Source organism: Streptomyces sp. NBC_01384 (assembly GCF_045040035.1).
GTDB lineage: Bacteria > Actinomycetota > Actinomycetes > Streptomycetales > Streptomycetaceae > Streptomyces.
This window is the reverse complement of record NZ_CP109560.1, coordinates 307,412-330,590: the sequence shown is the minus strand read 5'-3', so window position 1 is coordinate 330,590 and position 23,179 is coordinate 307,412. Positions and strand designations below refer to the sequence as shown.

Below are 23,179 nucleotides of genomic sequence, written 5' to 3'. Positions count from 1 at the left end.
CAAGCCCGCGGCACACACACTTCAACGCGGGTTCAGGGCACTTCGGGCGGCGTTGATGACGTCGTGGGCGTCAGCGCCGTAGACGGCGGACTCCCGGAGGGTCTTCCAAGTGCGCAGATAAGTTTCGACGCTGGCTTCGTCGTCGATCCACAGCTCGGCGTGCCAGTTCTCCACGATCACCTGTCGGTCGTCGTAGATCCAGAAAGCCGTTGCCGGAGGGATCTTGAGGGACGCGGACAGCGTGTCGCCGCTCGGTTTTTCTGCGCTGTTCTGGGGTTCGTGAGCTGAGATTTCGCAGTTCTTCTGAGTGGTCTCTGGGGGGTGTGGGTGCTTCGGAAGGCTGGTGTGAACTGGACGGTGGCTGCTTGACCTGCGTGTGTGTTGTGGGTGTTCAGGTTGGCTGAGCGTTGTAGGTGCCAAGAACCACGTCCGTGCTGGTCACGCTGCATGTTGGTATTCGTGCAGGATGCCGCCAAGGCGGTCGCGTCGGTGGACGTCGAGATGGGTGAGTCGGTCGGGTTCGGTGATCGGCTCGGGAAGTGGGCGTAGCGGCGCGGCGGTGGAGAGGCTGCGGTGGGGCCTGTGCTCGTTGTAGAACGACTCTTACTCGCGTAGCGCGTGGAGCAGGTGGGCTTGGTTCCACACGAGGGTGCGGTCGAGGAGCTCGGTTCGGCATGAGCGCACCCATCGCTCCATGATTGCGTTCATGCGCGGCATCCGGACGCCGGTCTGGACGACCTTGATGCCCTCGGCCTGCAGGACGGCGTCGAAGGCGGCCGGGTAGCGGATGTCCCGGTCGCGGATCAAGAACTTCACCCTGGCGCCCGTGTCCGGAAGGTCCATCACCATGTTTCGGGCGAGCTGGGTCATCCAGGCTGCGGTCGGGTGCGCGGTCGTCCCGAGGATCCGCACGCGACGGGTGGCGTGCTCGATCACCGCCAGGACGGTCAGGGTCGCCCCGGTCGGTGTCTTCGTCTCGAAGAAGTCGGCGGCGAGGATGGCGTGTGCTTGGGAGCGCAGGAAGCTCGCCCAGGTGGTGTGGTCGCGCTCGGGTGCGGGGTCGATGCCGTGTTCCTTGAGGATGTTCCACACGGTGGAGGCGGCAACCTTGGCGCCGAGGGCCGCGAGTTCGCCGTGGATGCGCCTGTAGCCCCAGTTGGGGTTGTCGTCGGCGAGCCTGAACACCAGGGCGCGGACGGAGCGCACGGTGCGCGGTCGGCCGGGGCGCTTGGGGCGGGAGACCTTGGCGTGGCGTCGGCGCAGCAGGTCGCGGTGCCAGCGGAGCAGCGTGTCGGGGGAGACGATCAAATGGAGTTGACGAAGGTGTACCCGGGGGAGGTGGTGCAGGAGCGCGGCGAGCAGCGCGCGGTCCGGCCACGTGAGCTTCGGCTTGTCGATCTGCCGCTGTAACACGGCCAGTTGGTGGCGCAGTGCCAGGATCTCAGCGTCCTTGTCACGGTCGCTCATCGGCAGGAGCCGTATCAAGGTGAACATGCTTGTCAAAGCCAGGTAGGGCAGTCGCAGCAGCACCGGACCATCCTGATGCCGACCGGAACCAGCAGGCAATCACCAAGCGAGACCTCCACCGTCACGCTCGACTGGCCGGGCCTCACGACAGCACCCACATGCCCACTGACCAGCGCGGATGAGGTTTCTGGCACCTACACCGTTCGGCTCAGACTGGCAGTCACACCCCCTGCACCTGCCGAGGCGCTTATCGAGGGTTGAGGCGAAAGGCGCTCGGGGGCGCAGCCAGCAGGGTGGGGGCGGTCAGGGCCCGTAGCGGTACGGAGACCAGGCCCCACCACGTCGGTTGCGAGCTGCGCAGGAGGGGTGGTCGGACAGTGGGGGGACGGGGCTGCCGCGCTTGATGCCGGCTGGCCATACCGCGGTGGCTGGGGTGCCAGGGCGACAGTGCGCAGGCGGACAGTGCGCGCAGGAGCGCCGCGCCGTTCTCGTGATCGGGCATGCGAGTGCGCCGCGACCCCGGCGTCGCGCCGGCAGCGTGCTTCGCCGGGGTCGCGGGCTACGCCCGTGGTGTCACGCGAGGTCGACCATCCCGGACGCCCAGTCGTCCAGGATCCTGGTGGGGTCCAGAACGACGGGCAGTTCGGTCAGGCCCCGGAAGGCGGGGAAGGGCACGGTGAGCCACTTGGCCTCGTCCACCGGCTGGGCCAGGGAGAGTTTCGGGAAGCGCCGGAAGAGCGAGGCCAGGGCGATCTGCATCTCCATCCTCGCCAGCGGTGCGCCGAGGCAGAAGTGCGGCCCCGTACCGAAGGCCAGGTGTTTGCTCTGTACGCCCGGCCGGGCGATGTCGAAGGTGTCGGGGTTCTCGAACGCGGCGGCGTCCCGGTTGGCCGAGGTGACCGCGATCTGTACCAACGAACCCTTGGGAATGAGCGTCCCCGCGATGGTGATGTCCTCGAGGGCGTGCCGGAAGGTCGCGTTCTCGACCGAGCCCTCGAAGCGGATGATCTCCTCGATCGCGTTCGGGAGGAGGTCGGGCGAGTCGATCACCTGCCTGAGCTGCTCGGGATGGGTGAGCAGGGTGTAGACGGCGTTGCCGATGAGGTAGGCGGTCGTCTTGTGGCCCGCGAACAGCAGCACCCACAGCGTGGACAGCAACTCACCGTCCGTCAGCGACTCCTGCTCGTCCCGCGTCTGGATGAGGACGCTGAGCAAGTCGTCCTCGGGGGCCTTGCGCTTACGGGCGATCAGGACCTCGAAGTACTCCCGGAGAGTGTTCTCCGCCTCGGCCAGGCGATCCTTGTCCTTCTTGCTGAAACCGGTCCGCGCGACGACACTGCACCACTGCTGGACCTCCGGCCGCTCCTCCTCGGGGACGCCGATGAGCTCGCAGATCACCTGCAGGGGCAGTGGGAAGGCGAAGGCCGACAGCAGATCGACGGGCTGCAGCGTGGAGCAGTTGTCGAGCAGCGTGTCGGTGAGCTCCTGGATCCGTGGGCGCAGCGCCTCGATACGGCGGGGCACGAAGGCACGGTTGACGAGTCGGCGCAGCCGCGTGTGCTTCGGCGGGTCGGCGAACAGCATGTTGTCGTCCAGGGCGATGGAGGAGTCGCCGAAGATGGACCGGTAGGCGTCGATGGCCGCGTACATGTCCTTGCTGATCCTGGGGTCGGCAAGGGCGGCCTTCGCGTCCTCGAACCGGGTGATCAGGTACGAGTGCACACCGTGGGGCGGGGTGATGCGGCAGACCGGCGCGTTCTCCCGCAGGTGCTGGTAGAGGGGGTGCGGGTTGGCCCGGTACTCCGGGCAACCACGGGATGCCGCGTCCACCGCCCGGGCTGTCTCGTCCGCGATCTCCTGCTCCTGCATCTGAGTCATCGACGGTCCTTCTTCTCTTCCCACGGTGGCACAGGTCGGCTGCAAGCTTGGAATGCATTGACGCCACTCGGAAAGGGGAAACGCGATTCACCCTGACGCGGACCCAAGTCGTCGGCACGGTACGGAAGCGGAAAAGCAGAGTGTGCCGTCCGGGGGAAGGCTCGATTGCCGACCCCGGGGGCGTGTGACAGGTTCGGATTCAGGGCCGCCATGAATGCGAATCGCTGCCCGAACTACCGCTGGGTCTCTGGAGGAGGACGGGCTGTGGACACGCGCGACAGAGAAATAGTGCCGGTATTGATCATGGGCGGTTCGCTTGTCGGACTGTCCGCGTCGGTGTTTCTGGGAAGACTGGGCGTCAGCCATATGGTCGCCGAGCGTCGGGCCGCCACTTCCGAACATCCCCGGGGCCGGGGGAACAACATGCGGACGATGGAGTTGTTCCGCACCGCCGGGCTGGAACCGGACATCAGAAAGGCCGCGGCCGTCCTGTCCGGCAATCACGGCATCATGCAGACGGACAAGCTGTCGGGCGGTGAGAGCAGATGGCTCTCGGCCCGTCTCACCGGCGGAGCCCCCGAGACGAACGTGTGCTCCACCCGGCGGTGCGCGTGCAGCCAGAACGACCTGGAGCCGGTCCTGCTGGCACACGCCCGTGCACTGGGCGGGGACGTGCGCTTCGGTACGGAGCTGATCTCCTTCACCGATGACCGGGACGGCGTGACGTGCGAACTGCGCGAGCGGGAGAGCGGCCGGACTTACTCGATGCGCACGGCCTACCTCCTGGCGGCCGACGGGCCGCGCAGCCCCGTGCGCGAGCGGCTGGGCATCGGGCAGAGCGGCGGGGGCGACCTGTTCCACAACGTGAGCGTCACCTTCCGCAGCAAGCTCCTGCGTCAGGTGGTGGGGGACAAGCGGTTCCTCGTGTGCTACCTGAACGGAACCGAGGGCGAAGGGGTCCTGCTGCCCGTCGACAACGAGGAGAAGTGGGTCTTCCACGTCCCGTGGTTCCCCGAGCGTGGCCAGACGCTCGAGTCCTTCACCGACACGCGCATCGCCGACCACATCAGGGCCGCCGCCGGCGTACGGGACCTGGACGTCGAGGTCACGGGACGTGCCCCGTGGCACGCGGCGGACCGGGTCGCCGACCGCTATCGGCAGGGACGCGTCTTCCTCATCGGTGACTCGGCCCACGAGATGCCCCCCACCGGCGCCTTCGGCTCCAACACGGGCATCCAGGATGCGCACAACCTCGCCTGGAAGATCACGGCCGTACTGCGCGGCTGGGCGGGAGAGGGCCTGCTGGACACCTACGAGAACGAACGGCGCCCGGTCGCACTGGCCACGAGTGCCCGGGCCATCGAGCAGGCCGCACGCGAGCAGCACCCCGGCTACACCGCCGCGCAGGGGGCGGGCCAGAGCACGGACCTGATGACCGTGTCCCTGGGCTACCGCTATGTCTCCTCGGCCGTGTCCGGCGCCGACACCGACGCGCCCACCATCCCGCAGAAGCTTCGCCTGCAGGCGGACCCCGGCACCCGGGCCCCGCACATGACCGTCGTGCACGACGGGGACACCAAGTCGACCATCGACCTGTACGAGCGGTGCTTCGTCCTCCTCTGCGGTCTTGCGGACGGGCCGTGGCCGTCGGCCGCCCATGCCGCGGCGGCCAGGCTCGGCGTGCCCCTGGTGTCCTACCGCGCCGGCGCCGGCCCGGACTTCGACGTCGACACCTCGCCCGCCCTGGCCGCCGGTGCCGAGGACTGGGCCGCCACGCACGGCGTCACCCCGCAGGGCGCGGTGCTCGTGCGCCCCGACGGAATGGTCGCCTGGCGCTCCGGCGGCCTCCCTGCGAACCCCGAGGACGAGCTGACGCACGTTCTGCAAGGCCTCCTCAGCCGCTGATCCCGCTCTCCGACACCCTCGAACCGTTCCACCACAGGGAGCCCTTCCATGCCTCACGCCGCCGAGACCACCGCCGCGCAGGCTCCGGGCGACATAGGCCTGCGCACCGCGCTGAGCGCCGACGACGCCCGGCACGAACGAATAGATGTCCACCACCACTACACCGCCCCCGAATGGGTGCGGTGGGCCGAGAAGAACGGGATCGCGGACCGTGACAGGCTGCCGCCGTGGACCCGGTGGGACGAGGCCGCCGCCCTGGACCTGATGGATCTGACCGGCACGCGCACCAGCATCCTCACCGTCGCCATGCTGGGACGCTTCCAGGACGCGGCGACACGTAAGGAGAGCACGCGCATCGCCCTCGAGGCCGCGGGCGACCTGACCGTCCGGCACTCCGGCCGCTTCGCCTTCTTCACACCCGTCTTCCTCGACGACGCCGAGCTCTCCCGCTGGTCCGTCACTCATGGGATGGACCAGCTCGGCGCGGTGGGCGTCAGTGCGCGCACCAGCACGGGCGGCACGTATCTGGGCGACCCCGGGCTCGACCCGATCATGGCGGAACTCGACGAACGCGCCGCTGTGATCAGCACGCACCCCATGCAGGTGAACACCTCCGGCGCCCCCGAGGGTGTGCCGCCGTTCGTGTGCGACTTCCTCATGGACACGACCCGCGCCGCACTGAGCCTGATCATGAACGGCACTCTGGACCGTTTCCCGCGGCTCACGTTCATCCTCCCGCACGGCGGCGGGTACCTCCCCTACATCGCGAGCCGGATCGAGGTCTTCGGGCGCCAGCTCGTCCCCGCCGTCGATCCCGGACGCGTCCGCGACTACCTGCACCGCTTCTACTACGACACGGCCGCGCCCATGTCGCCGTCGGCCACCCCCACTCTTCTGGCCGCCGCGGGCTCCTCCCGCATCCTCTACGGAAGCGACTGGCCGCCGACCCCCACCCGGGTGGTCGCCGATGTGACAACTCCCGCTCTGGACAGGGATCCCGCCCTCGGCGACGAGGAGCGCGGTCACATCAACCGCGGGAACGCCCTGCGTCTCCTGCCCGCCCTCGCGTCGGCCTGAGCACGCACGGTGGGTCGTCCTCGTGCCGCGTGTGTGGGTGCCACGGAGAATCGCTGCCCGGCTCGCTCGGCGCTCGGACGGACGTTCGCCGTGCGGCTCGTCTCACCGAGCCGCACGGCCGACGCGCGGTTTCACCTCAGCACAGTCCCGCCGGGATCGAGACTCGGCGGAAGTTGCCGCGGAAGAGATTGCTCCCCTTGGCGGCGTTCCGACTGACCAGGCCGGCGGGGACGTTGGCGGTGATCCAGTTCTCGTCGACGCGGTTCTTCTCGTTGACCGCGCCGACGAAGCTCCTGAACGGCACGATTCCGCCCGACAGCGAGGACCAGCCGCTGTCGCCCGCGACCACGTCATGCGTCACCGGCCAGCAGGATGCCCAAGCCCTGCACGAACGGCAACCGAGCCGTCCTGGCGCAGTACTTGTTGTGGTGAGCACCTGGTTGCCGTTGATGGTGAGAGCGCCGGCACGGGGCTTGTTCTCGTCACCGATCACGATCAGGCCGGCGCTCCTGCGAGATGTCCCACCTGCCGTTCTTCTCGGCCCTGGCCGCTGCACGGTCAGGCGGTCGGTGGCCAGGGAACACAGACCGGCGCTGGAGAAGCCCGGCACCTTCAGGTCGGAGACGGTCACGTTCGCGACGGGCTTGTTCCTGAGCCCGACCACGCGGACGCCCTTTCCGCCCTCCACGCAGCAGATCGCTCCCTTGGTGCTCGGGGCGGACTTCTTCTCGGGAGGCACGATCACCGGGCGGGGACCGACGCCGCGCAGTGTCAGCCCGGAGGTCTTGACGGTGACGCTCTCGCGGTACGTGCCGGCCTGCACCAAGACCGTGTCACCAGCACGGGCCGCGTTCGCCGCCTTCTGGATCGACTCGACCGGGTGCACCGTCAGGGTTCGCGGTGACGCGGCGGCGGGGAGGGCACCGGCGCCCACACCGAGGAGTACGGCGACGAACGCGGCGTACCCAACATGCCTCCGGTCGGGCGTGCAGGTTCACATCACCGGCCGCACCGGCCGCGTACCGGCGGTGTCGAAGTAGCAGCGGTGGCAGCCCGATCCGGCCGTACCTAGGCTCGCTAGCGGAAACGAGTTCGCGGGAAGGACACAGAATGCCTCAGGTAGACGAGGAAGAGATCCGCGTCAGCGCAATCGATACGGCGGATCAGCCCCGAACGCTCCGGAGTGTTCTGCGTTCCGCGGTCAAGGAAACCATGCTGCTGCCGGTGTTCCTGGTCCTCACCGCCATGATGGTGGCACTGTGGCTCATGGGTATGCCCTTCATGCAGGCCTTGACCATTTCGACCGCGGTGAAGATTTCGATGGTCCTGTTCGAAGCGCGTCGGCGGCCTTGCACGTCGAAGGTTTGACGATCGGCGCCCCTCTTCGTTCCGTCATCCCGCGGCGGGGCGCTTCTTCGGGCTCGGGGCGCCTGTCCCTTGGGCGGCGCACTTCTTCGGTCCCCGCCCGGTGTCAGGCCCCGCGCCCCACCTTCTCGCCGGCCCCGCTCTCCCCGAGGCCCCGCGGCACCGCCGCCGCGAGGTCGTCGCGTCCGGGATGCGCCCGGCGCTCCCGTAGGTCGGCCACCGCCAGGACCAGGGCGACGAGGATGATCGCCATGGCGGTGAGCAGCCCGAGCTGAAGGGCTGTCGTGGAGCGGCCGTGGTCGGCGACATGGGCGAAATAGACAGAGCCGACCACGGCGATACCGGTGGCCGAGCCGATGCGCTGGCCGGTCTGCAGCACCCCACCCGCCGCACCGGCACCTCGTACCGGCACGAGCGTGAGCGTGAGGGTCGTGTTGGGTGAAACCGTGAGTCCGGACCCGATTCCGCCGATGACCAGCGGCAGCGCCATGGCCCAGCCCACGCCGTCCCCGGGCACCAGCTGAACGGCGACGACGACACCGAGCAGCCCGAGAGCCACCCCGCTCAGGCCGATGACGACCAGGCTGCGGCCGTAGCGCATCACCAGCCGGCCCCCTATGGCCGCGCCGACCGCCGAGGCGGCCGCGAACGGCAGGATCGTCACACCCGTGGCGAGCGCGCTGTATCCCGCGGTGTTCTGCAGGAACAGTGACAGGACGAAGAAGATGGTGGTCAGCCCGGCGAAGAACATGAGGCTGATGAGAGCGCCGAGCGTGAAGGAGCGCAGGGAGAAAAGCCCGAGGTCGACCAGCGGTGCCTTCCCCAGGCGTCCCTGGGTCCTCTCCCACACCCAGAAGGCCCCGAGCAGCAGTGCGGCCACCGGAATCAGCAGCCACTTGGCCCGGCCCTGCCACTGCTGCTCCTGCACCAGGGGCAGCAGCAGGGCGAGTACGCCCGCACCGAGCAGCAGTACGCCGAACGGGTCGAACTTCTCCCGTCCGTCATTCTGCACCGGGAGACGGGGCAGCAGCCGGTTCCCCGCGACGAGGGCCGCCACACCGATCGGCACATTGACGAAGAACACCCAGCGCCACCCGTCTGCCGTGCCGAACGCGTGGATCAGCAGCCCGCCCGCCAGCGGGCCCACCGCGGTGGACACGGCGACGACGCTGCCGTGGAAGCCGAACGCCCGGGCCCGCTCGGCACCCTGGAACATCTGCTGGATCAGCCCCGAGGTCTGCGGTGCGACCACACCGGCGGCCGCACCTTGGATCAGCCGGCATACCACCAGCCAGGTGGGGCCGGTGGCGAGGCCGCACGCCACCGATGCGGCCGTGAACACGGCGAGGCCGAACAACAGCGCCTGGCGGCGGCCCCGCACGTCACCCAGTCGTCCCGACGGTGCCAGCGCGAGCCCGAAGGCGAGTGCGTACCCGGACACCACCCAGGACTGGGTGGCTGCGGAGGCACCGAGCCCGCGCTCCATGGAAGGCAGCGCCACGTTCACGATCGAGACGTCGAGCAGCGAGATGAATCCCGCGGTCAGACAGACCGCGAGCGCTTTCCACCGCCGGTCGTCGAGAGCGGGCCGGGCCGTTTCTGTGGTCATGTGATCACGCTATGCAGCCGCGACCGGTCGTACCAGCCGGGGAAAGGGCGCCGGGATGCGGGATCGTCAGTCTCGTTGTCAAGGCAGTGGAGGCGCACACCGACGCCGTCTGGGTGAAGTTGTACGTCGAGCGGTGGCTGAGCGCCCCGCTGGCGCACCCGCGCGGCGGGCTGTTGAAGCGGGAGAAAGGGACCCCACAGGGATCTCCGCTCTCGCCAGTGCTGGCGAACTTGTTCATGCACTACGCGTGTACGTCCAGGAGTTCGGGCATCGCCCCAACTTGAAAGAAGTGGAGGGATGTAACCGGACGCCAAGCTCAGGGCAGCCAGCCGGTGTAAGTCCGGTCCGGGGAGACGCCAGGGTCCCCGGTAGCTGACTCCCGGCGTCGTTCGAGAGGACGGCGTCGAAGTGGAGTGACAAGCGTCCTTCGGGGGCGTGCGACCGACCGGTCCGCAACATCAAGTGAAGCCTGCAGCGTCGATATGCAAACCCCGCCCGGTCGGGCGGGCCAAGGAGGTGCCGAGCCCGTATGCGTAGGGCGAAGGCCATGGAAGGCGTCCGGGAACCTGGAGCGGGCGCTGAAGAACCTCTCGGCGTAAGGGGCGTGGAACGGTCGGAAGGTTGTCCTGGGAACTGGAGAGGGGTGTGTCCTGATAAGTCGTCGTGGACTTGCCGGTGTGAGTCCGGTCCGGGTAGTGGCCAAGCAGCCCGGTAGCTGGTGGCCGACGGTAGGGGAGACCCAGGGCCCCGGCGAGTGCCTGGATCGTCCCGGCCTGGGGTGTTGATCTTGGTGGTGGGCCCCGGAAGCAGGTGAACACGGCACCTGTGGATCATGTAGTTCTCTACGCTGCAAGATCCACGAAGGTGCCGTGTTCGTTCCTCCATCATCCCCTGTCGCTGTCCCCGTGCCTCATGCGCCCTGCCTGGAAGCCCTCGGCGAGGGTGCCGCTAAGGATCAAGTCCGCTGCCTGGTCGCCGAGTTCGAGTCGGTCACTGATCCGAGAGGGGCTTGCGGAGTGCGGTACCGGCTCTCCTCGCTGCTGGCCCTGGTGGTCTGCGCGATGACCCCGTCCGGCCACGACTCGATCACCGCGGCGGCGGAGTGGTGCCGACGTGCGACGCCGGAGGAACTGGCCGCCTTCGGCCTGCCCTACCACCCACTCCTTGGCCGCTACCGGGTGCCGAGCGAGAAGACCCTGCGCAGCGTCCTGGGGCGGCTCGATCCCGGTGAGATCGGCGCGGCCGGCTACGACTACCTTCGGCCTCTGCTGTCCGCACAGCCCCGCCGGCCGGAGCCGGTGATGCCCGACGGTGGCACCGAGCGTGAACAGCGCCGGGCCCACCGGGCGGCCGCCCGCGCCGAGCCGGTACGGCTCCGGCGGCGGGCGATCGCGGTGGACGGCAAGTGCCTGCGTGGCGCGAGGCGCCCGGACGGCAGCCGGGTCTTCGTCCTGTCCGCCGTCCGTCACGGCGACGGTGTCACTCTCGCCTCCCGCGAGATCGGCGCGAAGACCAACGAAATCCCCGAGTTCGCACCTCTCCTCGACCAGATCGACGACGCGGATCTCGCGGGGGTGGTCGTTACCGCCGATGCCCTCCACGCCCAACGCGACCACGCCATCTACCTGCGCGAACGCGGCGCTCACTACCTGCTGACCATCAAGAACAACCAGCGCGGCCAGGCCCGTCAACTCCACGCCCTGCCCTGGAAGGAGATCCCCGTGATCCACCGCGACGACGCCCGGGACCACGGCCGTCACGAGCAGCGGCTCGTGCAGGTCGTCACCGTCGAGGGCCTGCTCTTCCCGCACGCGGCCCAGGTCCTGCGGATCCAGCGCCGTCGCCGTCTCTACGGGGCGAAAAAATGGTCCAGCGAGACCGTCTACGCCATCACCGACCTGCCCGCCGAGGAAGCGAACGCAGCCGAGATCGCGTCCTGGGCTCGCGGGCACTGGACCGTGGAAAATACCGTCCACTGGTGTCGAGATGTCACCTTCAACGAGGACAAGTCCCAGGTCAGGACCCACAACGCGCCCGCCGTACTCGCTGCCCTCCGCGACCTGATCCGCAGCGCGCTCAAGCTCGCCGGCTACGTCAACACCGCCGCCGGACGACGAGCCCACACCGAGCGCCCCCGCGTCCTCGCCCTCTACGGCATCACATGATCAAACCGGACGATCCAGGCACTCGCCGGGGCCCTGCCGAAGACCTGGAGGGTGGTGCCCGCAAAGACGTAGCCCATGACCTCCACTACAGCACGAAGTAGGAGGCGCAGGAGAACGCTGCGACAGTGTCAGTCTGGTCGCATCACAGTGGCGGGTTCGAAACCACGGCAATTTCAAAGGGACTTTTAGATTGGGTCGCCTTCGCGGAGTCTCGTGTGAGGAGTCGTGTCCACGGATAGGAAGCTGGAGAGTGGCGCGTCGTCGGACACGCTGATGGACTCTCGGGGCACGCTACGGGGAAGGGGCGCTATGCATTGGGACGTGTTCGGTCCGGATGCGTGGCTGAGCGAGATCACGGCTCAGGCGCGCAAGAGCCAGTCGAGGGTGTTCTCCGTGAGTGTGCCGCTGAACCATCCGGACGCCCCGCAAGAGGTTCCTGAACACCTGCTGGCAGCGGCGATCGAGGGCGTCGAGGGTCAGGGATGGCAGCTGGACAGTATGAGTACGTACGGAGCTGCCTTTATCTGGGGTGCTCAGGAGCTGTAAGGCAGCAGGTAAGGCAAGTGGGCCTGATCGGTCCGTGCCTTACAGATATCTGGGGGTTCGTCAGGCACGTACGGCACGTCAGCGGCGGGCGTGCTCGGCGGCCTGGGCGAGGTCTGCCGCAAGGTCCGGGTTCTCCCGGTTCCAGCGTCGGAGTTCGGCCTCCAAGTCGGCCCGCGTCCGCTGGAGCGCCTGGTGGAGGCGTTCGGCTGGTACCTCTACCGTCGCTTCGCCCAGTGGAGCCGGGACCGGGGTCTGTCCGCCTACGAGATGAGCAGCAGCGACAAGGGGGTGGGCCGGGCCCCGATGCCGCCGGTCGGCAACCCCGAACTCGCCCTGGTCCTGGCCGGCGTCCCGGACTCCCTGGCCCAGACCGGCGGCGACCTGTACGCGGTCATCAACCGTTGCCGCGGTCGACGCCAGCCTGGACAGGCGGGTGCTCGCAGGACGGCGCCGTGCGGGCGTTGCTGCTGCTGAGGCGGGCATCGTCGAAGCCACGGCTGCGCAGCCCGGCCTGGTCCGGCGCTCATGGGCTGCGCTAGCGGGGTCGGCGAAGGGACGGGCCGCCTCCACCATGTCGGTGCAGAGGGGGCACTCGCGATGCTTCGCTGGGCGTCAGCAGTACAGGAGAGCGTCGTGGTTGTAGGTGAAGGAGGCCAGGGATCCGGCGTAGCCCGCGACGTAGTAGTCGTCGTGGCCAAGGTCCGACTCAACGACCACCGTGTGGCCGGTGTTGTTGACGATCGAGGCAGCCTTGTCGTACACCGTCTGCCCGTAACCAGAACCGTTCCCCCAGTGAGCGAACTTGAAGTCCGACAGACTGAGGCTCTGGCCAGGCGACCAGTCTTCCCACGCGCCCCAGCCGTACTGCGGCGAGTTGAAGTACAAGCACACGTTCCCGCTCGGGCAGGCCTCGGCCCCCGTCGGCGGCGTGGCGGCGAAAGCGCCTCCCGTGGCCAAGCTCAACGCGGCGACCGTGAGCGTTCCCACGATCGCAAGCTTGCCGGTGCGCCGCCCGAACCTGATACGCATTGCGTCCCCTCCCATGACGGCAGTGCCATGACGAAGCCCAGTCAGGCTGCCCACATAGCGAGCCCGCCAGGCATGTGCTTTTCCCCTCCTGCATGGTTCCCGGTTCACGCCCTGTCCTGGCGTGTCTATGGCATCAGCACTCAGGGATGTAGGGGTCCCGGTTGACGCTGCTCGCGTTGTTGTCGGCGTACCCGGCGAAGACGTACGCGGTGGGGGTGGCCACAAACCCGTAGCGATAGTCCGCCCCGACCACCCGGTACCAGGTGTCGCCCCAGTTGCCGATGCTCTGGCCGACGGTCCAGCACTGGGCCATGACCTGGCCGCCCGGGGGGACGTCATGCCAGCCGATCTTGCCGTCCGTGGTGTTGGGGGCGTTGTAAAGCCCGACCCAGTTGCCGGTGGTGAGCAGGACGGCGTCGTCGGCGGAGGCGGTCCCCGTCGTCGCGGTGAGCGCGCCGACGCTCAGCGCGGCGGCGGTGGCGACCATCGCCACCCGGCGTCCGAAAGTGAAGCTCATGATGTGTTCCCCCTGCTTGTGGTGGCGGCCTGTCATGGCCGCCGGACGTTCGAGTTGTTTCGCCGCTTGGGCCAGCCTTGCGCGAAGCGGCCCGACCAGGCTGCCCGGCGTGGCCGCGTGGAGTCTCGTTTCCCACACAAGTCCACACACCCCGGTCGGCCCCTGTCGGCTCACCGAATGTAGGGCCGGCGACCCATGGTGTGGGGTGTCTAATTGCACGGTGAAGCGGGGGTTCCGGTGTCGCAGTGCACAGCGAGCCGGGAAGAGTACGGGTGGGGCCTGCTCCAGCGCTGACGGTGGTACGGGGACAGCGGCGGGCCGCGAGCCGTGACGCGCCGTCACCCACCCGCGTTCACCGGACATGACCACCTGCTTGTGTCCACCGCCTGACCGCGACCTGTGCCCGCACTGCCACGGCTGGGGATTCCAGCCGGGCACGTCGGGCCCGGAGCGTCCTCTGTGCCCGCGCTGCCGGATGGCGTCCCGTGGAGTGGTGTAGCAGGGATCTTGGCGTAACCCCTGGTCATGCGGCGGCCATCGCGCAACTCTCCGAGTAGAGAAGCTCGTTGAAGCGAGAGGTGCGCGATGGCCTCACGGCATCCCGGTTCACCCCCGGTGACCGCCTCGGCCTCGGCCTTGACCTGGTGCGGAGAATGGCCCGGAGCCTGCCCGAGGAGCACGAACAGATGCGGCACCTGGGCCTGCCCGCTCTGCGGCCCCGGACGGCTCCCGTCCTAATGAACGGCGGCCCCGGAAACGGTTTGATCGAACCGTTTCCGGGGCCGCTCCTTGCCTTACTTGCCTCACCCCGGGATATGCTGCCTGACCTGCGTGAAGTGCCCACTGACCCTAGATAATCGACGTCCCCAGGTACACAGAGCCTCTTCCCTATGACGCGGGTCCTCGCTTCTGGGCCTTGTTGGTCTTTCGCACCACGTATCGAGGCCGGGCCTGAGAGGTCCGTCAGGCAGCGCTTGAACGTCTGGGTGTCAGGCGGCGAAGCCGACGTTGGTGACGTACTCGTACTGGCCCCACTCCGAGCCGAGGTCGATGACCTGGTCGATCCACGCGTCGTCGAGCTCCTGGTCGTCGCCGGCCGCCCACGCCTGCACAATGCGGTCCCAGCGGCGCACGTTGAGGGTGCGGAACTGCACGACTCGCTGGCGCGGCCGGTTGACCTGAGACTGGTTGATGGGGTGGATCTCCACCCGGGTGCCGCGGCCCTCCCGGTTGAGGCGGGCGGCCAGGTGGCGGGCGATGTTCTCCCGCCGCACGGTGCGGTAGGCCTGCTCGATGCGCTCCAGATTCCTGCGTGAGGGCACACGCCGGCCGTCGAGCCAGGCGCGCAGGGTGCGGTCGGTGACGGTGAGGCCGGCGGCGCGGGCGGCTTCGCGGGCGTGGTGGGTGCGGGTGAGGTAGTGCAGGCGGGCGAGCAGGCCTCGCCGGGCGGTGACGGGCGTGGCGATGTAGCCGGCGAGGGCGTCCAGCTGGCGGGCGACGGCTTCGTGGCCCTTGATGCCGCGGGCGCCGTACTTGCCGAACTCGATGTTCCGCTCAGGCATCTCGTCTCTTCCGGATCTGCGAGGTGTGGATCACTGTACGGGGGTTGTGGGGGCCGATCTCCCGCCCCGGCGTGGGATTTGACGCCGGGGCAGGTGATCGGCGCTCTGCGGGGTGCTGAGGGGCTTCCTGGCCCGGTTCAGCTGTCATCGGTGGGGGCGGGATCGGTGCCGACGGTGTAGACGTCCTTGACCTTCACCTCGGTGACGCCGCGGCCCTCGGGGAACACCTTGCGCCAGTCGCCGGTGACGTGGAGTTCGTCGGTGCCCATGGCCCGGACGACCATCAGGCCTTCGTCGTGGGCGCGGTGGGCCTTCCACCACAGGTTGGCGAAGGCCTGCGAGCGGATGAGGTGCATCCAGTCGGTGCGGTAGAGCTCCCGGTTGTAGTTCGACTCCCCCAGCGTGGAGACGAACTTGGAGTACATCGCCTTGACGTACTCCAGCGTCACCTCGTCCCCGTCGGCGATGGCCCGGTCCCGTGCGTCCTTGAGCGCGATGCGGAACTTCTCCAGCAGGTTCTCGGTGGCGCCGGAGGTGAACGACTCGTGGATCTCGGGCGGGTCACACAGGTGGTACTTCGGGCCGGACAGGCGCAGCAGCAGGCGCAGGGTGGGTTCGGTGACCCACAGCGGGCCGGGTTCGTCGCGGCTGCCGATCGGGTTGGGCAGCACCGCGTCGTGCTCCCAGGCGGGCGGGGTAATCAGGTGGATGCCGGCGCGGCGCCGGTCGTGGTCGAAGCCGGTGGAGTGCTCCAGCTGCCCGATCGGCAGGTGCGTCTTGAGCGCCGACAGGTAGGCCCCGTTGACGTCGAGCGCGGTCACCTGGTGCTCGCCCGCGGGGAGTTCGGGCCGGGTCCACTTGGGGCGGGCCTCCCAGACCTGGTCGGCGCCGCGGGCGGACTGCTTGCGCAGGACGTCCGGCAGCCACGGGTGGGCGACGACGTCGTAGCGGCCGCCCTTGCGGGTGTGGTCCAGCAGAGCCATCGCGTCCGGGATCGCGCGCTTGACCAGTGCCGCGGTGGCCGCCTCGACATCGCCGGAGTGCTGGGTCAGGGCCTCGGTCACGGCCTGGCGGATCAGGTCCGGTTCCGCGTCGGCCGGCTGCGCGCGCCGCCCGGCCGCAACGATCCGCACGCCCTTGCCCGGCCGTACGGCGGCCGGCCGCGCCGGGGAGGAAGCCACGGGCGTGGCCGCAGGCGCGGTAGCGGGGGCTGGGGTGGAGGTGGCGCACTCGGCGGGATCCAGATGCTGCGGGTAGCCGGCCACCTCATGCCGGGCCGGCTGCCCGCACAGCACGCACGGCTGCGGGGTGGCGAGCTCCGCCTGGTCGTCGACGGCGGCCGCCGCCTCGAGTGCGGCGGAGTCGTCCGCGGATTCCGCGGCAGCAGCCGGCGGGGCGGGTGCGGTGCGGTGGCGGACCTTTTCCTGTGCTTGCTGCAGGAAGTACGCGTACTTCTCGCGCACGTCACCGCTCGGGTCCCGGCCGGCTTCCCAGCCTCCGAGCGTCGACGGGCTCACCCCCAGGGCGCGCGCCACCTGAGCGCGGGAGAGTCCGAGTTCGCCGCGCCGCTGCCGCCGTTCCTCTGCCGTCGGCAGCGGCGTCCGGTCGGGCGGCGCCGACGCGAGCAGCGCGTCAATGGCCTGGAAATCGCTCATCGTCTGTCCCTTCCGGCCCATCAGGTCTGTGCCATGTCGACGCCTCTTGCGGGCGGGCAACGCTGCGGCGGGCGATCACCCAGTGGCGGCGGTCGGCTCGGTGCCAGGGCCGTACTTCGACGCGCGCCCAGTCGTAGATCCGCAGGCCGTGAGCCCCGGTGCCGCAGGAACGGCGCTTCCATTTCTGCCGGGCCAGGCCGTTGAACAGGTCGTGGACGGGATGGTCGATCGCCCAGCGGGTGACCACGGTGTCGTGCCGGGTGGTGGCCATGACGTGGAAGACATCCGCCCGCTCCAGCTCCGACCGCCAGTCGTTGGCCTTTGGGGAGTACCGGAGCGGAAACTAGCAGTGGGTGCTCAGCCGAGTCGGGGGTTGAGGAACATCTCCGCGGGCTGCTGCAGCTGGAAGTCGCGGATGGCGTAGAGGTGTTCCATGCGGCGCTGGACCTCGGCGAGACCGCGGGCGCCAGGCTTTTCTTCGGCGCGGCTCAGCGGGATGTGGCGAAGGGCATGTCGTGCGAGCCACAAGTCGTGGACAGCGCTGGGAGGGCGTAGAAGCGACCGTTTGAGTAGTGCCTCGCCGTGCGTCAGACGCTTGCGTACGGCGGATGTCGAGATGGACAGCGCGGCCGCGGTTGGCTCGATGCGTGCGTCGAGGCGCAGCCAGGCAGTGAGGGTCTCCCCGATGTGCGCCGGCACGTCGGGCGCTGCGAGGGGACGGAACTGATCTTGGGCCCATGCCGTGATGTGAGGCAGCCGAAGGAGCTTGTCCAGGGTGGGCGACGCGCCCGTCCCCACGGTCCCGTACTTTGGCGGGGGCGGGAACTTTGTGGCGATGGAGCGCAGGGCGAGCGAGAGTGCGGCTTGGTCGGCAAGTCGATGGAGGTTCAAGCCGAGTATCTCTCGTATGTGTGTCAGGCGTGCGCTCAGTGTGTTGCGGTGGATTTTCAGGTGGGCTGTCGCGCCCGAGCGGAAGCTGATCCATGAGGCGGCGGTGGCCAGCAGTTCTGTGCTGTCGGGATCCTGGGGCCGTCCAGGGCGGTGGGCACGGATCGGCGCCAGGAACGCCTCCGCCCAGACCGCCGCGGCAGGACCGATGGCCAGGGCCAGGTCGGGGTTGGCCGCGAACGAGATCTGCCGTTCGCCACCGGCGCGTGCGGAGGCGAGGGCGTGGAACGCCTGAGCGTAGCCGGTGGCGGTTTCTCGCAACGGCACGGCGTTGCTCTCTCCGATCCAGCAGGTGGCCGCCAGAGTGGGAGGCCACACCCGCGTCGGGGCACCGTCACCGGCCTCGAGTACGAAGATGTGATCGGCGTAGACCGGGCACGGCACGATCCACACGTCGTCGTCGGTCGCCTCGGCCAGTTCCTCGGCCCGCTGGGCGCGGTCCTGAGGCGGAACCTCGATGACGTACACCCGCACCATCGCTGGCAGGGCCGGGCCAAGGGCCCCCGCGACTTGGCGCGCGGCGCACGTATGACCGTTCAGCAGCAGATGGACGACTGCTTCGCGGGTTCCGGCTTCGGCGAGCGTCAGTCGACGCTGCTGCCGACCGAGGTGCTCTGCCAGCCAGCTGAGGCGCAACGCCGATGTGGCGTCCGCGAGCAGGAGCGGCAGTTCATGTGGCGTCGGTTGAGGAGCCACAGCGGCTAGCAGCGGCGCTGAGGCGCCTTGTGGTCCGTCGAGGGGAAGGACGATGCAAGTGAAACCGTCCTGGTCGATGGCCACGGACCCCCGCCGTCCGGCCAACTCTCTTGCACCGCGCAGCGCGAGACCGCGCTCGGTGTCACTGAGGGGAGGCTGGAGCTGGTGGGCCAAGGTGCCCTCGGAGGTCAACAGGAGGACCTTGGCACCGGTGCGGCGAGCCAGCCAGCGGAGCACCGGCTCGGTGCCTCCCTTGCGGGCGGCACGCTGCAGATCCAACACGTCGTCGGCCCGCCGAATCCGCGTGACAGCACCAGCGTCCGCTGCCAGATCGCCGTGCATACCGTCCCCCCGAGAGACAAGCCAATTCGGTCACAGAGTAATCAGTTCTGGCAGGAGCACAACAGGCTCACTGTGCAGGCCGACACCGGAGGGGCCCCTTCGCAGTGCAAACCGCGCCTTCGCTCCGCCTGCAGTTGTCGTAGGTTCTGCTTCGCCCGGCACCAGTCCGGGCGACTCACACTCACTACGGGCGGCCCAACCGCGACCGCCATCAGGGGGAAGCATGCTCAGACTCGGCGAAAGCGGCTTGATCCGCATCAGGAAACTCCTCTCCAGCCGCCTCGTGAAGCTGGCCGCGACTCTGACAGGAGCGCTCGCGCTGCTGCTGGGCACCACCGGCACGGCCAACGCTGCGATCTACTGGGACAACCCCGGCGTCCAGCTCGTCAACCAGGCATCCCAGCAGTGCTTGGACGTGCAGGGCATGGTGCCCGGGTGCATGGCTGGAGGCACCAGCTGGATCCGGCTTGAGAGCGCGCAACCGGACGCCGATGGCCACGCGCGCGTCCAAATCATCACCAACGGCCCCAGCGGATCGCTGTGTCTGGGAGTCGCGGGCCAGGGCCCCTCTCAGATCCAGGGTTCGCTCGGTACGCGTTGGGAAACCTGCGAGACCGGTGGCAACAACTGGGATCAGGTCTGGACCATGATCACCGCCGCTCCGGCGCAGAACGTTGGCAACCCTGCGGGGCTGAAGCACTTCATCAACTTCCACAGCGATACTTACAACGTGTGCCTGGACGGCGGCATCGGTGTCTACGGCTTCCCTGGCGGCTGCGTCAACGACTGGCAGGTCTGGAACATCTATACCAACAAGACTTCGGAACCCTGGCGAGGGTACTGAAACCGTATGGCTTTGAGATGAGCGATGCCCTCCCCAGCAGGCTCCGGGGAGGGCATCCGCATGTCTGTGTGGGGCCTTCCCCCATGAAGGTGGGCACGCGGTTATTGATCACGCGGCGAGCGTGAGTTTAGCGGTGTGGTGTCGGCGTTCGTATTCGTTGGGGCTGAGGTGGCCGTTGGCGGATTGCCGGCGGCGGGTGTTGTAGCGGGTCAGCCAGGCGAAGACGGTCCTGCGGCAGGTGCCGGGGGCGCCGTAGTCGTGGGCGCCCTGAAGGGTCTCGCGTTTCAGGGACGCGTGGAAGCTTTCGCAGGCCGCGTTGTCGGCACTGGTGCCGACCGCGCCCATCGATCGGGTGACCCCGAGCTGGTCACAGAGGCTGGCGAAGGCCCGGGATCCGCCCTGGGCCCCGTGGTCGGAGTGGAACACGGCGCCCTCCAGGCCGCCGCGGATCGAGGCTGCCATCCGCAGTGCGTCGGCGACCAGGTCGGTGCGCATGTGGTCGGCGATGGACCAGCCGACGACCTTGCGGCTGAAGCAGTCCAGCACGGTCGCGAGATAGAGGAACTCCCCGCCTGCGAGCGGGAGATACGTGATGTCGCCCATGTACTTCCGCCCCGGCTCGGTGGCGGTGAAGTCCCGCTGGAACAGGTCCGGAACCGGATGGGCCGCCGGGTCCGGGACGGTGGTGCGCACGCGTCTGCGCAGGCGGATGCCGGTGATGGAGAACGTCCGCATGATCCGGGCGACCCGTTTCTCGTTGATCCGCCGCCCTTTTCCGCGGAGCTCGGCGGTCACTCGCGGGGAGCCATAGGCGCCGCCGGACTCGCCGTGGACCGCGCGGATCTCCTCGGCCAGGACACGGTCCTTGTGCTGCCGGGCGGCCCGGGCCTCGGCGCCGGCGAGCCACTTGTAGTAGCTGGACCGGTTCACCCCCAGGACCTGGCAGAGCCGCTTCACCTCGTAGGTGTCCCGGTGGTCGTCAACGAACTGGAAGCGGCTCATCACCAGTTCGTCTCCCCGGCGAAATACTTGGCCGCCTTGCGGAGGATGTCCCGCTCGGTCGCCAGCTTCCGCTCGCTCGCCTCGAGCTCTGCCACCCTCGCCTCCAGCTGCCGGATCCGCTCGTCCGGAGCGTCGGACGGCACCGCCGCCCCCGCCTGGACGGTCGGCTTTTCAGCCGTGGCGGTGACGCCACGGCGGTCGCGGTCCCGCAGCACCCACTCCCGCAGGGTCGCCCCTCCTGCGGGAGGATCGGCGGGTGCGATGGGCATTGCGCAGGCCCGACCATGGCCACCACGACCCCGACCACAGGCCCGACCACGGCAGGTCACGGCGCTGCGCAGTGTGTTGCTCACCGATACGGGCCTGCGCCGCATTGCGCACGCCGGACCACGGCCAACACGCCCCCGACCACGGCAGGTCACAGCGCTGCGCAGTGGTTGCGCACCGATTGCGCAGCCGTTGACGCTGGGCACCGGAGGTGTCTTGCGATGCCGCTCGCCAAGCCGAAGCGCCGACGGTGCGCGTACCAGCGTTGCCGCCGACCGCTGCCGAAGAACGCGGCGTCCAGGCGCGGTTACTGCAGCCCGAATACGCGAGAGTCGTGAACCAAGCCAGCGGTACGTGCTCGGGGGCGGAACGTGCCGACAGGGGTCTGTCTTGCCCTGCTTGCCGGCCGCCATGGTCATCGCCACCATCATCGGCGCGCCGTTCCGGTACGCCGTGCCGGGACTCGTCTGCGTCGGCGTCCTGCTGCTCGCTCGGAGGCAGGGCCCCGGCGTTTGCCTGGCTTGTTCGAACTTGGGCCGGTTGATGTTGGTGGTGAGCCCCAGAGGCAGGCGAACACAGCGCCTGTGGATCATGGAGTTCTCTACGCTTCAAGATCCACGAAGGTGCCGTGTTCGTCCCACCATCATCTCCCATCGATGCCCCCGCTTGCCCCGCGCCCCGTCTGGAAGCCCTGCGCGAGGATGCCGCGCAGGATCAAGTCCGCAGCCTGGTCGTCGAGTTCGAGTCGCTCACCGACCCGCGCGGAGCCAGCGGCGTGCGCTACCGGCTCTCCTCCCTGCTGGCCCTGGTGGTCTGTGCGATGACACCCGCGGGCCACGACTCGCTCACCGCGGCAGCGGAGTGGTGCCGGCGTGCGGTCCCCGAGGAACTGGCCGCCTTCGGCCTGCCCTACCACCCGCTCCTGGGCCGCTACCGGGTGCCGAGCGAGAAGACCCTGCGCAGTGTGCTGGGGCGCCTTGATCCGGCCGAGCTCAGCGCGGCCGGGTTCGCCTACTTGAAGTCCCTGCTGCCCGCCGCGCCCGCAACTCCCTTGCCGCTGACGCCCGATGGCGGCCCAGAGCGCGAACAGCGCCGGGCCCATCGGGCGGCCGCCCAGGCCGATCCGGTGCGCCGCTGGCGCCAGGCGATCGCGGTGGACGGCAAGTGCCTGCGCGGCGCCAGACGCCCTGACGGCAGCCGGGTCTTCGTGCTGTCCGCGGTCCGCCATGGCGACGGCATCACCCTGGCCTCGCGTGAGATCGGCGCGAAGACGAACGAGATCCCCGAGTTCCAGCCCCTGCTCGACCAGGTCGACGACGTGGACCTCGCTGGGGTGGTCGTCACCGCCGACGCTCTCCACGCTCAGCACGCCCACGCCACCTACCTGCGCGAACGCGGTGCCCACTACCTCCTTACGATCAAGAACAACCAGCGCGGTCAGGCCCGCCAGCTCCACAGGCTGCCCTGGAAAGAGGTCCCCGCGATCCACCGTGACGACGCCCGCGGCCACGGCCGCCACGAGCGACGCCTGGTGCAGGTCGTCACCGTGGACGGCCTGCTCTTCCCGCACGCCCGCCAGGTCCTGCGCATCCAGCGAAGACACCGCCTGTACGGGGCGAAGAAGTGCTCCAGCGAGACCAAGTACGCCATCACCGACCTGCCCGCCGAACAGGCCGACGCGGCCGAGATCGCCACCTGGGCTCGAGGGCACTGGACCGTGGAAAACACCGTCCACTGGGTACGCGATGTTGTCTTCGGCGAGGACAAGTCCCAGGTCAGGACCCGCAATACACCGGCCGTACTCGCCGCCGTCCGCGACCTTATCCGCAGCACGCTCAAGCTCGCCGGGTACGTCAACACCGCCGCCGGACGCCGAGCCCACACCGAACGCCACCGCGTCCTCGCCCTCTACGGCATCACATGATCAACCGGACATCCGAGGCAAACGCCGGGGCCCTGGCATCCCCTCCTCCAGCGCATCAACGCCTACCTGATGCGCTGGGTCCGCAAGAAGTATCGACGGCTCCGGACGTTCAAGAAGGCCAAAGCGTGCCGGCAGCGAGTCACACGTCAATACCCGAGGCTCTTCGCCCAGTGGGCATGGACACCGGGGTTCTGGTGATCAGGAGGACAAGAGCCGTGTAACGGGAGACTGTTACGCACGGTTCTGCGGGAGCCCGGGGGTGAGATTCCCCCGGGCGACCCGACCATCAGTGACAGGAAAGCTGAACTGATTGCCACCGAAGTTGGACCAACCGTCGCTTGTGACAGTGAAGATGGATCGCCGCAGGTCAAGAGGACCAGC

Annotated in this window: 16 protein-coding genes and 5 pseudogenes; 9 read left to right on the top strand and 12 right to left on the bottom strand. The window is 68.8% G+C overall.

The window, feature by feature from the left end:
* Positions 1-21: 21 nt before the first annotated feature.
* The 3 genes and pseudogenes from OG747_RS48965 to OG747_RS48955 form a co-directional block, all read right to left on the bottom strand.
* Positions 22-240: pseudogene (locus tag OG747_RS48965) on the bottom strand (Scr1 family TA system antitoxin-like transcriptional regulator); the annotation flags it as partial.
* 198 nt (positions 241-438) lie between these two features.
* A pseudogene (locus OG747_RS48960) lies at positions 439-1,530 on the bottom strand (integrase core domain-containing protein).
* A gap of 510 nt (positions 1,531-2,040) precedes the next feature.
* The gene (locus OG747_RS48955) at positions 2,041-3,345 is read right to left on the bottom strand and encodes a cytochrome P450 (protein WP_331744444.1); all 1,305 of its coding nucleotides are present in this window, start codon (positions 3,343-3,345) and stop codon (positions 2,041-2,043) included.
* Between the two features lie 210 nt (positions 3,346-3,555).
* Between OG747_RS48955 and OG747_RS48950 the strand changes: the two genes are divergently transcribed.
* Positions 3,556-5,250 (top strand): FAD-dependent oxidoreductase, encoded by a 1,695-nt coding sequence (locus OG747_RS48950; RefSeq protein WP_405886254.1) that lies wholly within the window; start codon positions 3,556-3,558, stop codon positions 5,248-5,250.
* A 48-nt stretch (positions 5,251-5,298) separates the two neighbouring features.
* A complete protein-coding gene (locus OG747_RS48945) occupies positions 5,299-6,327 on the top strand; it encodes an amidohydrolase family protein (RefSeq protein ID WP_331744447.1) in 1,029 nt (342 codons plus the stop codon).
* Between the two features lie 136 nt (positions 6,328-6,463).
* Here OG747_RS48945 and OG747_RS48940 read toward each other — a convergent pair whose 3' ends face one another.
* Positions 6,464-7,261, bottom strand: coding sequence for a hypothetical protein (locus OG747_RS48940; protein WP_405886252.1), 798 nt, complete (start codon positions 7,259-7,261; stop codon positions 6,464-6,466).
* A gap of 176 nt (positions 7,262-7,437) precedes the next feature.
* On the opposite strand from OG747_RS48940, the gene OG747_RS48935 reads away from it, so the two are divergent.
* A complete protein-coding gene (locus OG747_RS48935; RefSeq protein ID WP_331744456.1) occupies positions 7,438-7,695 on the top strand; it encodes a hypothetical protein in 258 nt (85 codons plus the stop codon).
* Between the two features lie 103 nt (positions 7,696-7,798).
* Here OG747_RS48935 and OG747_RS48930 read toward each other — a convergent pair whose 3' ends face one another.
* On the bottom strand, positions 7,799-9,301 hold the full coding sequence (locus OG747_RS48930; protein WP_331765035.1) for an MFS transporter: 1,503 nt from the start codon (positions 9,299-9,301) through the stop codon (positions 7,799-7,801).
* Between the two features lie 71 nt (positions 9,302-9,372).
* Between OG747_RS48930 and OG747_RS48925 the strand changes: the two are divergent.
* From OG747_RS48925 to OG747_RS48910, 4 genes and pseudogenes are all read left to right on the top strand, one after another.
* Positions 9,373-9,549: pseudogene (locus OG747_RS48925) on the top strand (group II intron reverse transcriptase/maturase); the annotation flags it as partial.
* A 621-nt stretch (positions 9,550-10,170) separates the two neighbouring features.
* Positions 10,171-11,466: an ISAs1 family transposase gene (locus OG747_RS48920; RefSeq protein ID WP_331765033.1), complete on the top strand. Its 1,296-nt coding sequence runs from the start codon at positions 10,171-10,173 to the stop codon at positions 11,464-11,466.
* 309 nt (positions 11,467-11,775) lie between these two features.
* Positions 11,776-12,012, top strand: coding sequence for a hypothetical protein (locus OG747_RS48915; RefSeq protein WP_331765031.1), 237 nt, complete (start codon positions 11,776-11,778; stop codon positions 12,010-12,012).
* Between the two features lie 90 nt (positions 12,013-12,102).
* Positions 12,103-12,486: a hypothetical protein gene (locus OG747_RS48910; RefSeq protein WP_331765029.1), complete on the top strand. Its 384-nt coding sequence runs from the start codon at positions 12,103-12,105 to the stop codon at positions 12,484-12,486.
* 138 nt (positions 12,487-12,624) lie between these two features.
* On the opposite strand, the gene OG747_RS48905 is transcribed toward OG747_RS48910, so the two are convergent.
* The 6 genes and pseudogenes from OG747_RS48905 to OG747_RS48880 all read right to left on the bottom strand — a co-directional run bounded on the left by OG747_RS48905 (position 12,625) and on the right by OG747_RS48880 (position 18,761).
* The gene (locus tag OG747_RS48905) at positions 12,625-13,041 is read right to left on the bottom strand and encodes a peptidase inhibitor family I36 protein (RefSeq protein WP_168500487.1); all 417 of its coding nucleotides are present in this window, start codon (positions 13,039-13,041) and stop codon (positions 12,625-12,627) included.
* A gap of 133 nt (positions 13,042-13,174) precedes the next feature.
* The gene (locus OG747_RS48900) at positions 13,175-13,558 is read right to left on the bottom strand and encodes a hypothetical protein (RefSeq protein ID WP_164331610.1); all 384 of its coding nucleotides are present in this window, start codon (positions 13,556-13,558) and stop codon (positions 13,175-13,177) included.
* A 989-nt stretch (positions 13,559-14,547) separates the two neighbouring features.
* Positions 14,548-15,120 (bottom strand): transcriptional regulator, encoded by a 573-nt coding sequence (locus OG747_RS48895; protein WP_168500485.1) that lies wholly within the window; start codon positions 15,118-15,120, stop codon positions 14,548-14,550.
* Positions 15,121-15,257: 137 nt separating this feature from the next.
* Complete coding sequence (locus tag OG747_RS48890; protein ID WP_331765025.1) at positions 15,258-16,775, bottom strand: helix-turn-helix transcriptional regulator; 1,518 nt, start codon at positions 16,773-16,775, stop codon at positions 15,258-15,260.
* A gap of 37 nt (positions 16,776-16,812) precedes the next feature.
* A pseudogene (locus tag OG747_RS48885) lies at positions 16,813-17,085 on the bottom strand (IS701 family transposase); the annotation flags it as partial.
* A 47-nt stretch (positions 17,086-17,132) separates the two neighbouring features.
* Positions 17,133-18,761 carry a helix-turn-helix domain-containing protein gene (locus tag OG747_RS48880; RefSeq protein WP_331765023.1) on the bottom strand — a complete coding sequence of 543 codons (1,629 nt, stop codon included), beginning with the start codon at positions 18,759-18,761 and terminating at the stop codon, positions 17,133-17,135.
* A 223-nt stretch (positions 18,762-18,984) separates the two neighbouring features.
* On the opposite strand from OG747_RS48880, the gene OG747_RS48875 reads away from it, so the two are divergent.
* Positions 18,985-19,605 carry a hypothetical protein gene (locus OG747_RS48875; RefSeq protein WP_168500483.1) on the top strand — a complete coding sequence of 207 codons (621 nt, stop codon included), beginning with the start codon at positions 18,985-18,987 and terminating at the stop codon, positions 19,603-19,605.
* A gap of 108 nt (positions 19,606-19,713) precedes the next feature.
* Here OG747_RS48875 and OG747_RS48870 read toward each other — a convergent pair.
* Positions 19,714-20,837: pseudogene (locus OG747_RS48870) on the bottom strand (IS3 family transposase); the annotation flags it as partial.
* Between the two features lie 665 nt (positions 20,838-21,502).
* Here OG747_RS48870 and OG747_RS48865 point away from each other — a divergent pair.
* Positions 21,503-22,798: an ISAs1 family transposase gene (locus OG747_RS48865; protein WP_331765019.1), complete on the top strand. Its 1,296-nt coding sequence runs from the start codon at positions 21,503-21,505 to the stop codon at positions 22,796-22,798.
* The last annotated feature ends 381 nt before the right edge of the window (positions 22,799-23,179 follow it).

Excerpts from the sequence above, each read along its gene's own strand:
- OG747_RS48955 (WP_331744444.1), bottom strand. The coding sequence starts at position 3,345 with ATGACTCAGATGCAGGAGCAGGAGATCGCGGACGAGACAGCCCGGGCG.
- OG747_RS48875 (WP_168500483.1), top strand. The coding sequence starts at position 18,985 with ATGCTCAGACTCGGCGAAAGCGGCTTGATCCGCATCAGGAAACTCCTC.
- OG747_RS48950 (WP_405886254.1), top strand. The coding sequence starts at position 3,556 with ATGAATGCGAATCGCTGCCCGAACTACCGCTGGGTCTCTGGAGGAGGA.
- OG747_RS48895 (WP_168500485.1), bottom strand. The coding sequence starts at position 15,120 with ATGCCTGAGCGGAACATCGAGTTCGGCAAGTACGGCGCCCGCGGCATC.
- OG747_RS48900 (WP_164331610.1), bottom strand. The coding sequence starts at position 13,558 with ATGAGCTTCACTTTCGGACGCCGGGTGGCGATGGTCGCCACCGCCGCC.
- OG747_RS48935 (WP_331744456.1), top strand. The coding sequence starts at position 7,438 with ATGCCTCAGGTAGACGAGGAAGAGATCCGCGTCAGCGCAATCGATACG.
- OG747_RS48945 (WP_331744447.1), top strand. The coding sequence starts at position 5,299 with ATGCCTCACGCCGCCGAGACCACCGCCGCGCAGGCTCCGGGCGACATA.
- OG747_RS48890 (WP_331765025.1), bottom strand. The coding sequence starts at position 16,775 with ATGAGCGATTTCCAGGCCATTGACGCGCTGCTCGCGTCGGCGCCGCCC.
- OG747_RS48880 (WP_331765023.1), bottom strand. The coding sequence starts at position 18,761 with ATGCACGGCGATCTGGCAGCGGACGCTGGTGCTGTCACGCGGATTCGG.
- OG747_RS48915 (WP_331765031.1), top strand. The coding sequence starts at position 11,776 with ATGCATTGGGACGTGTTCGGTCCGGATGCGTGGCTGAGCGAGATCACG.
- OG747_RS48930 (WP_331765035.1), bottom strand. The coding sequence starts at position 9,301 with ATGACCACAGAAACGGCCCGGCCCGCTCTCGACGACCGGCGGTGGAAA.
- OG747_RS48905 (WP_168500487.1), bottom strand. The coding sequence starts at position 13,041 with ATGCGTATCAGGTTCGGGCGGCGCACCGGCAAGCTTGCGATCGTGGGA.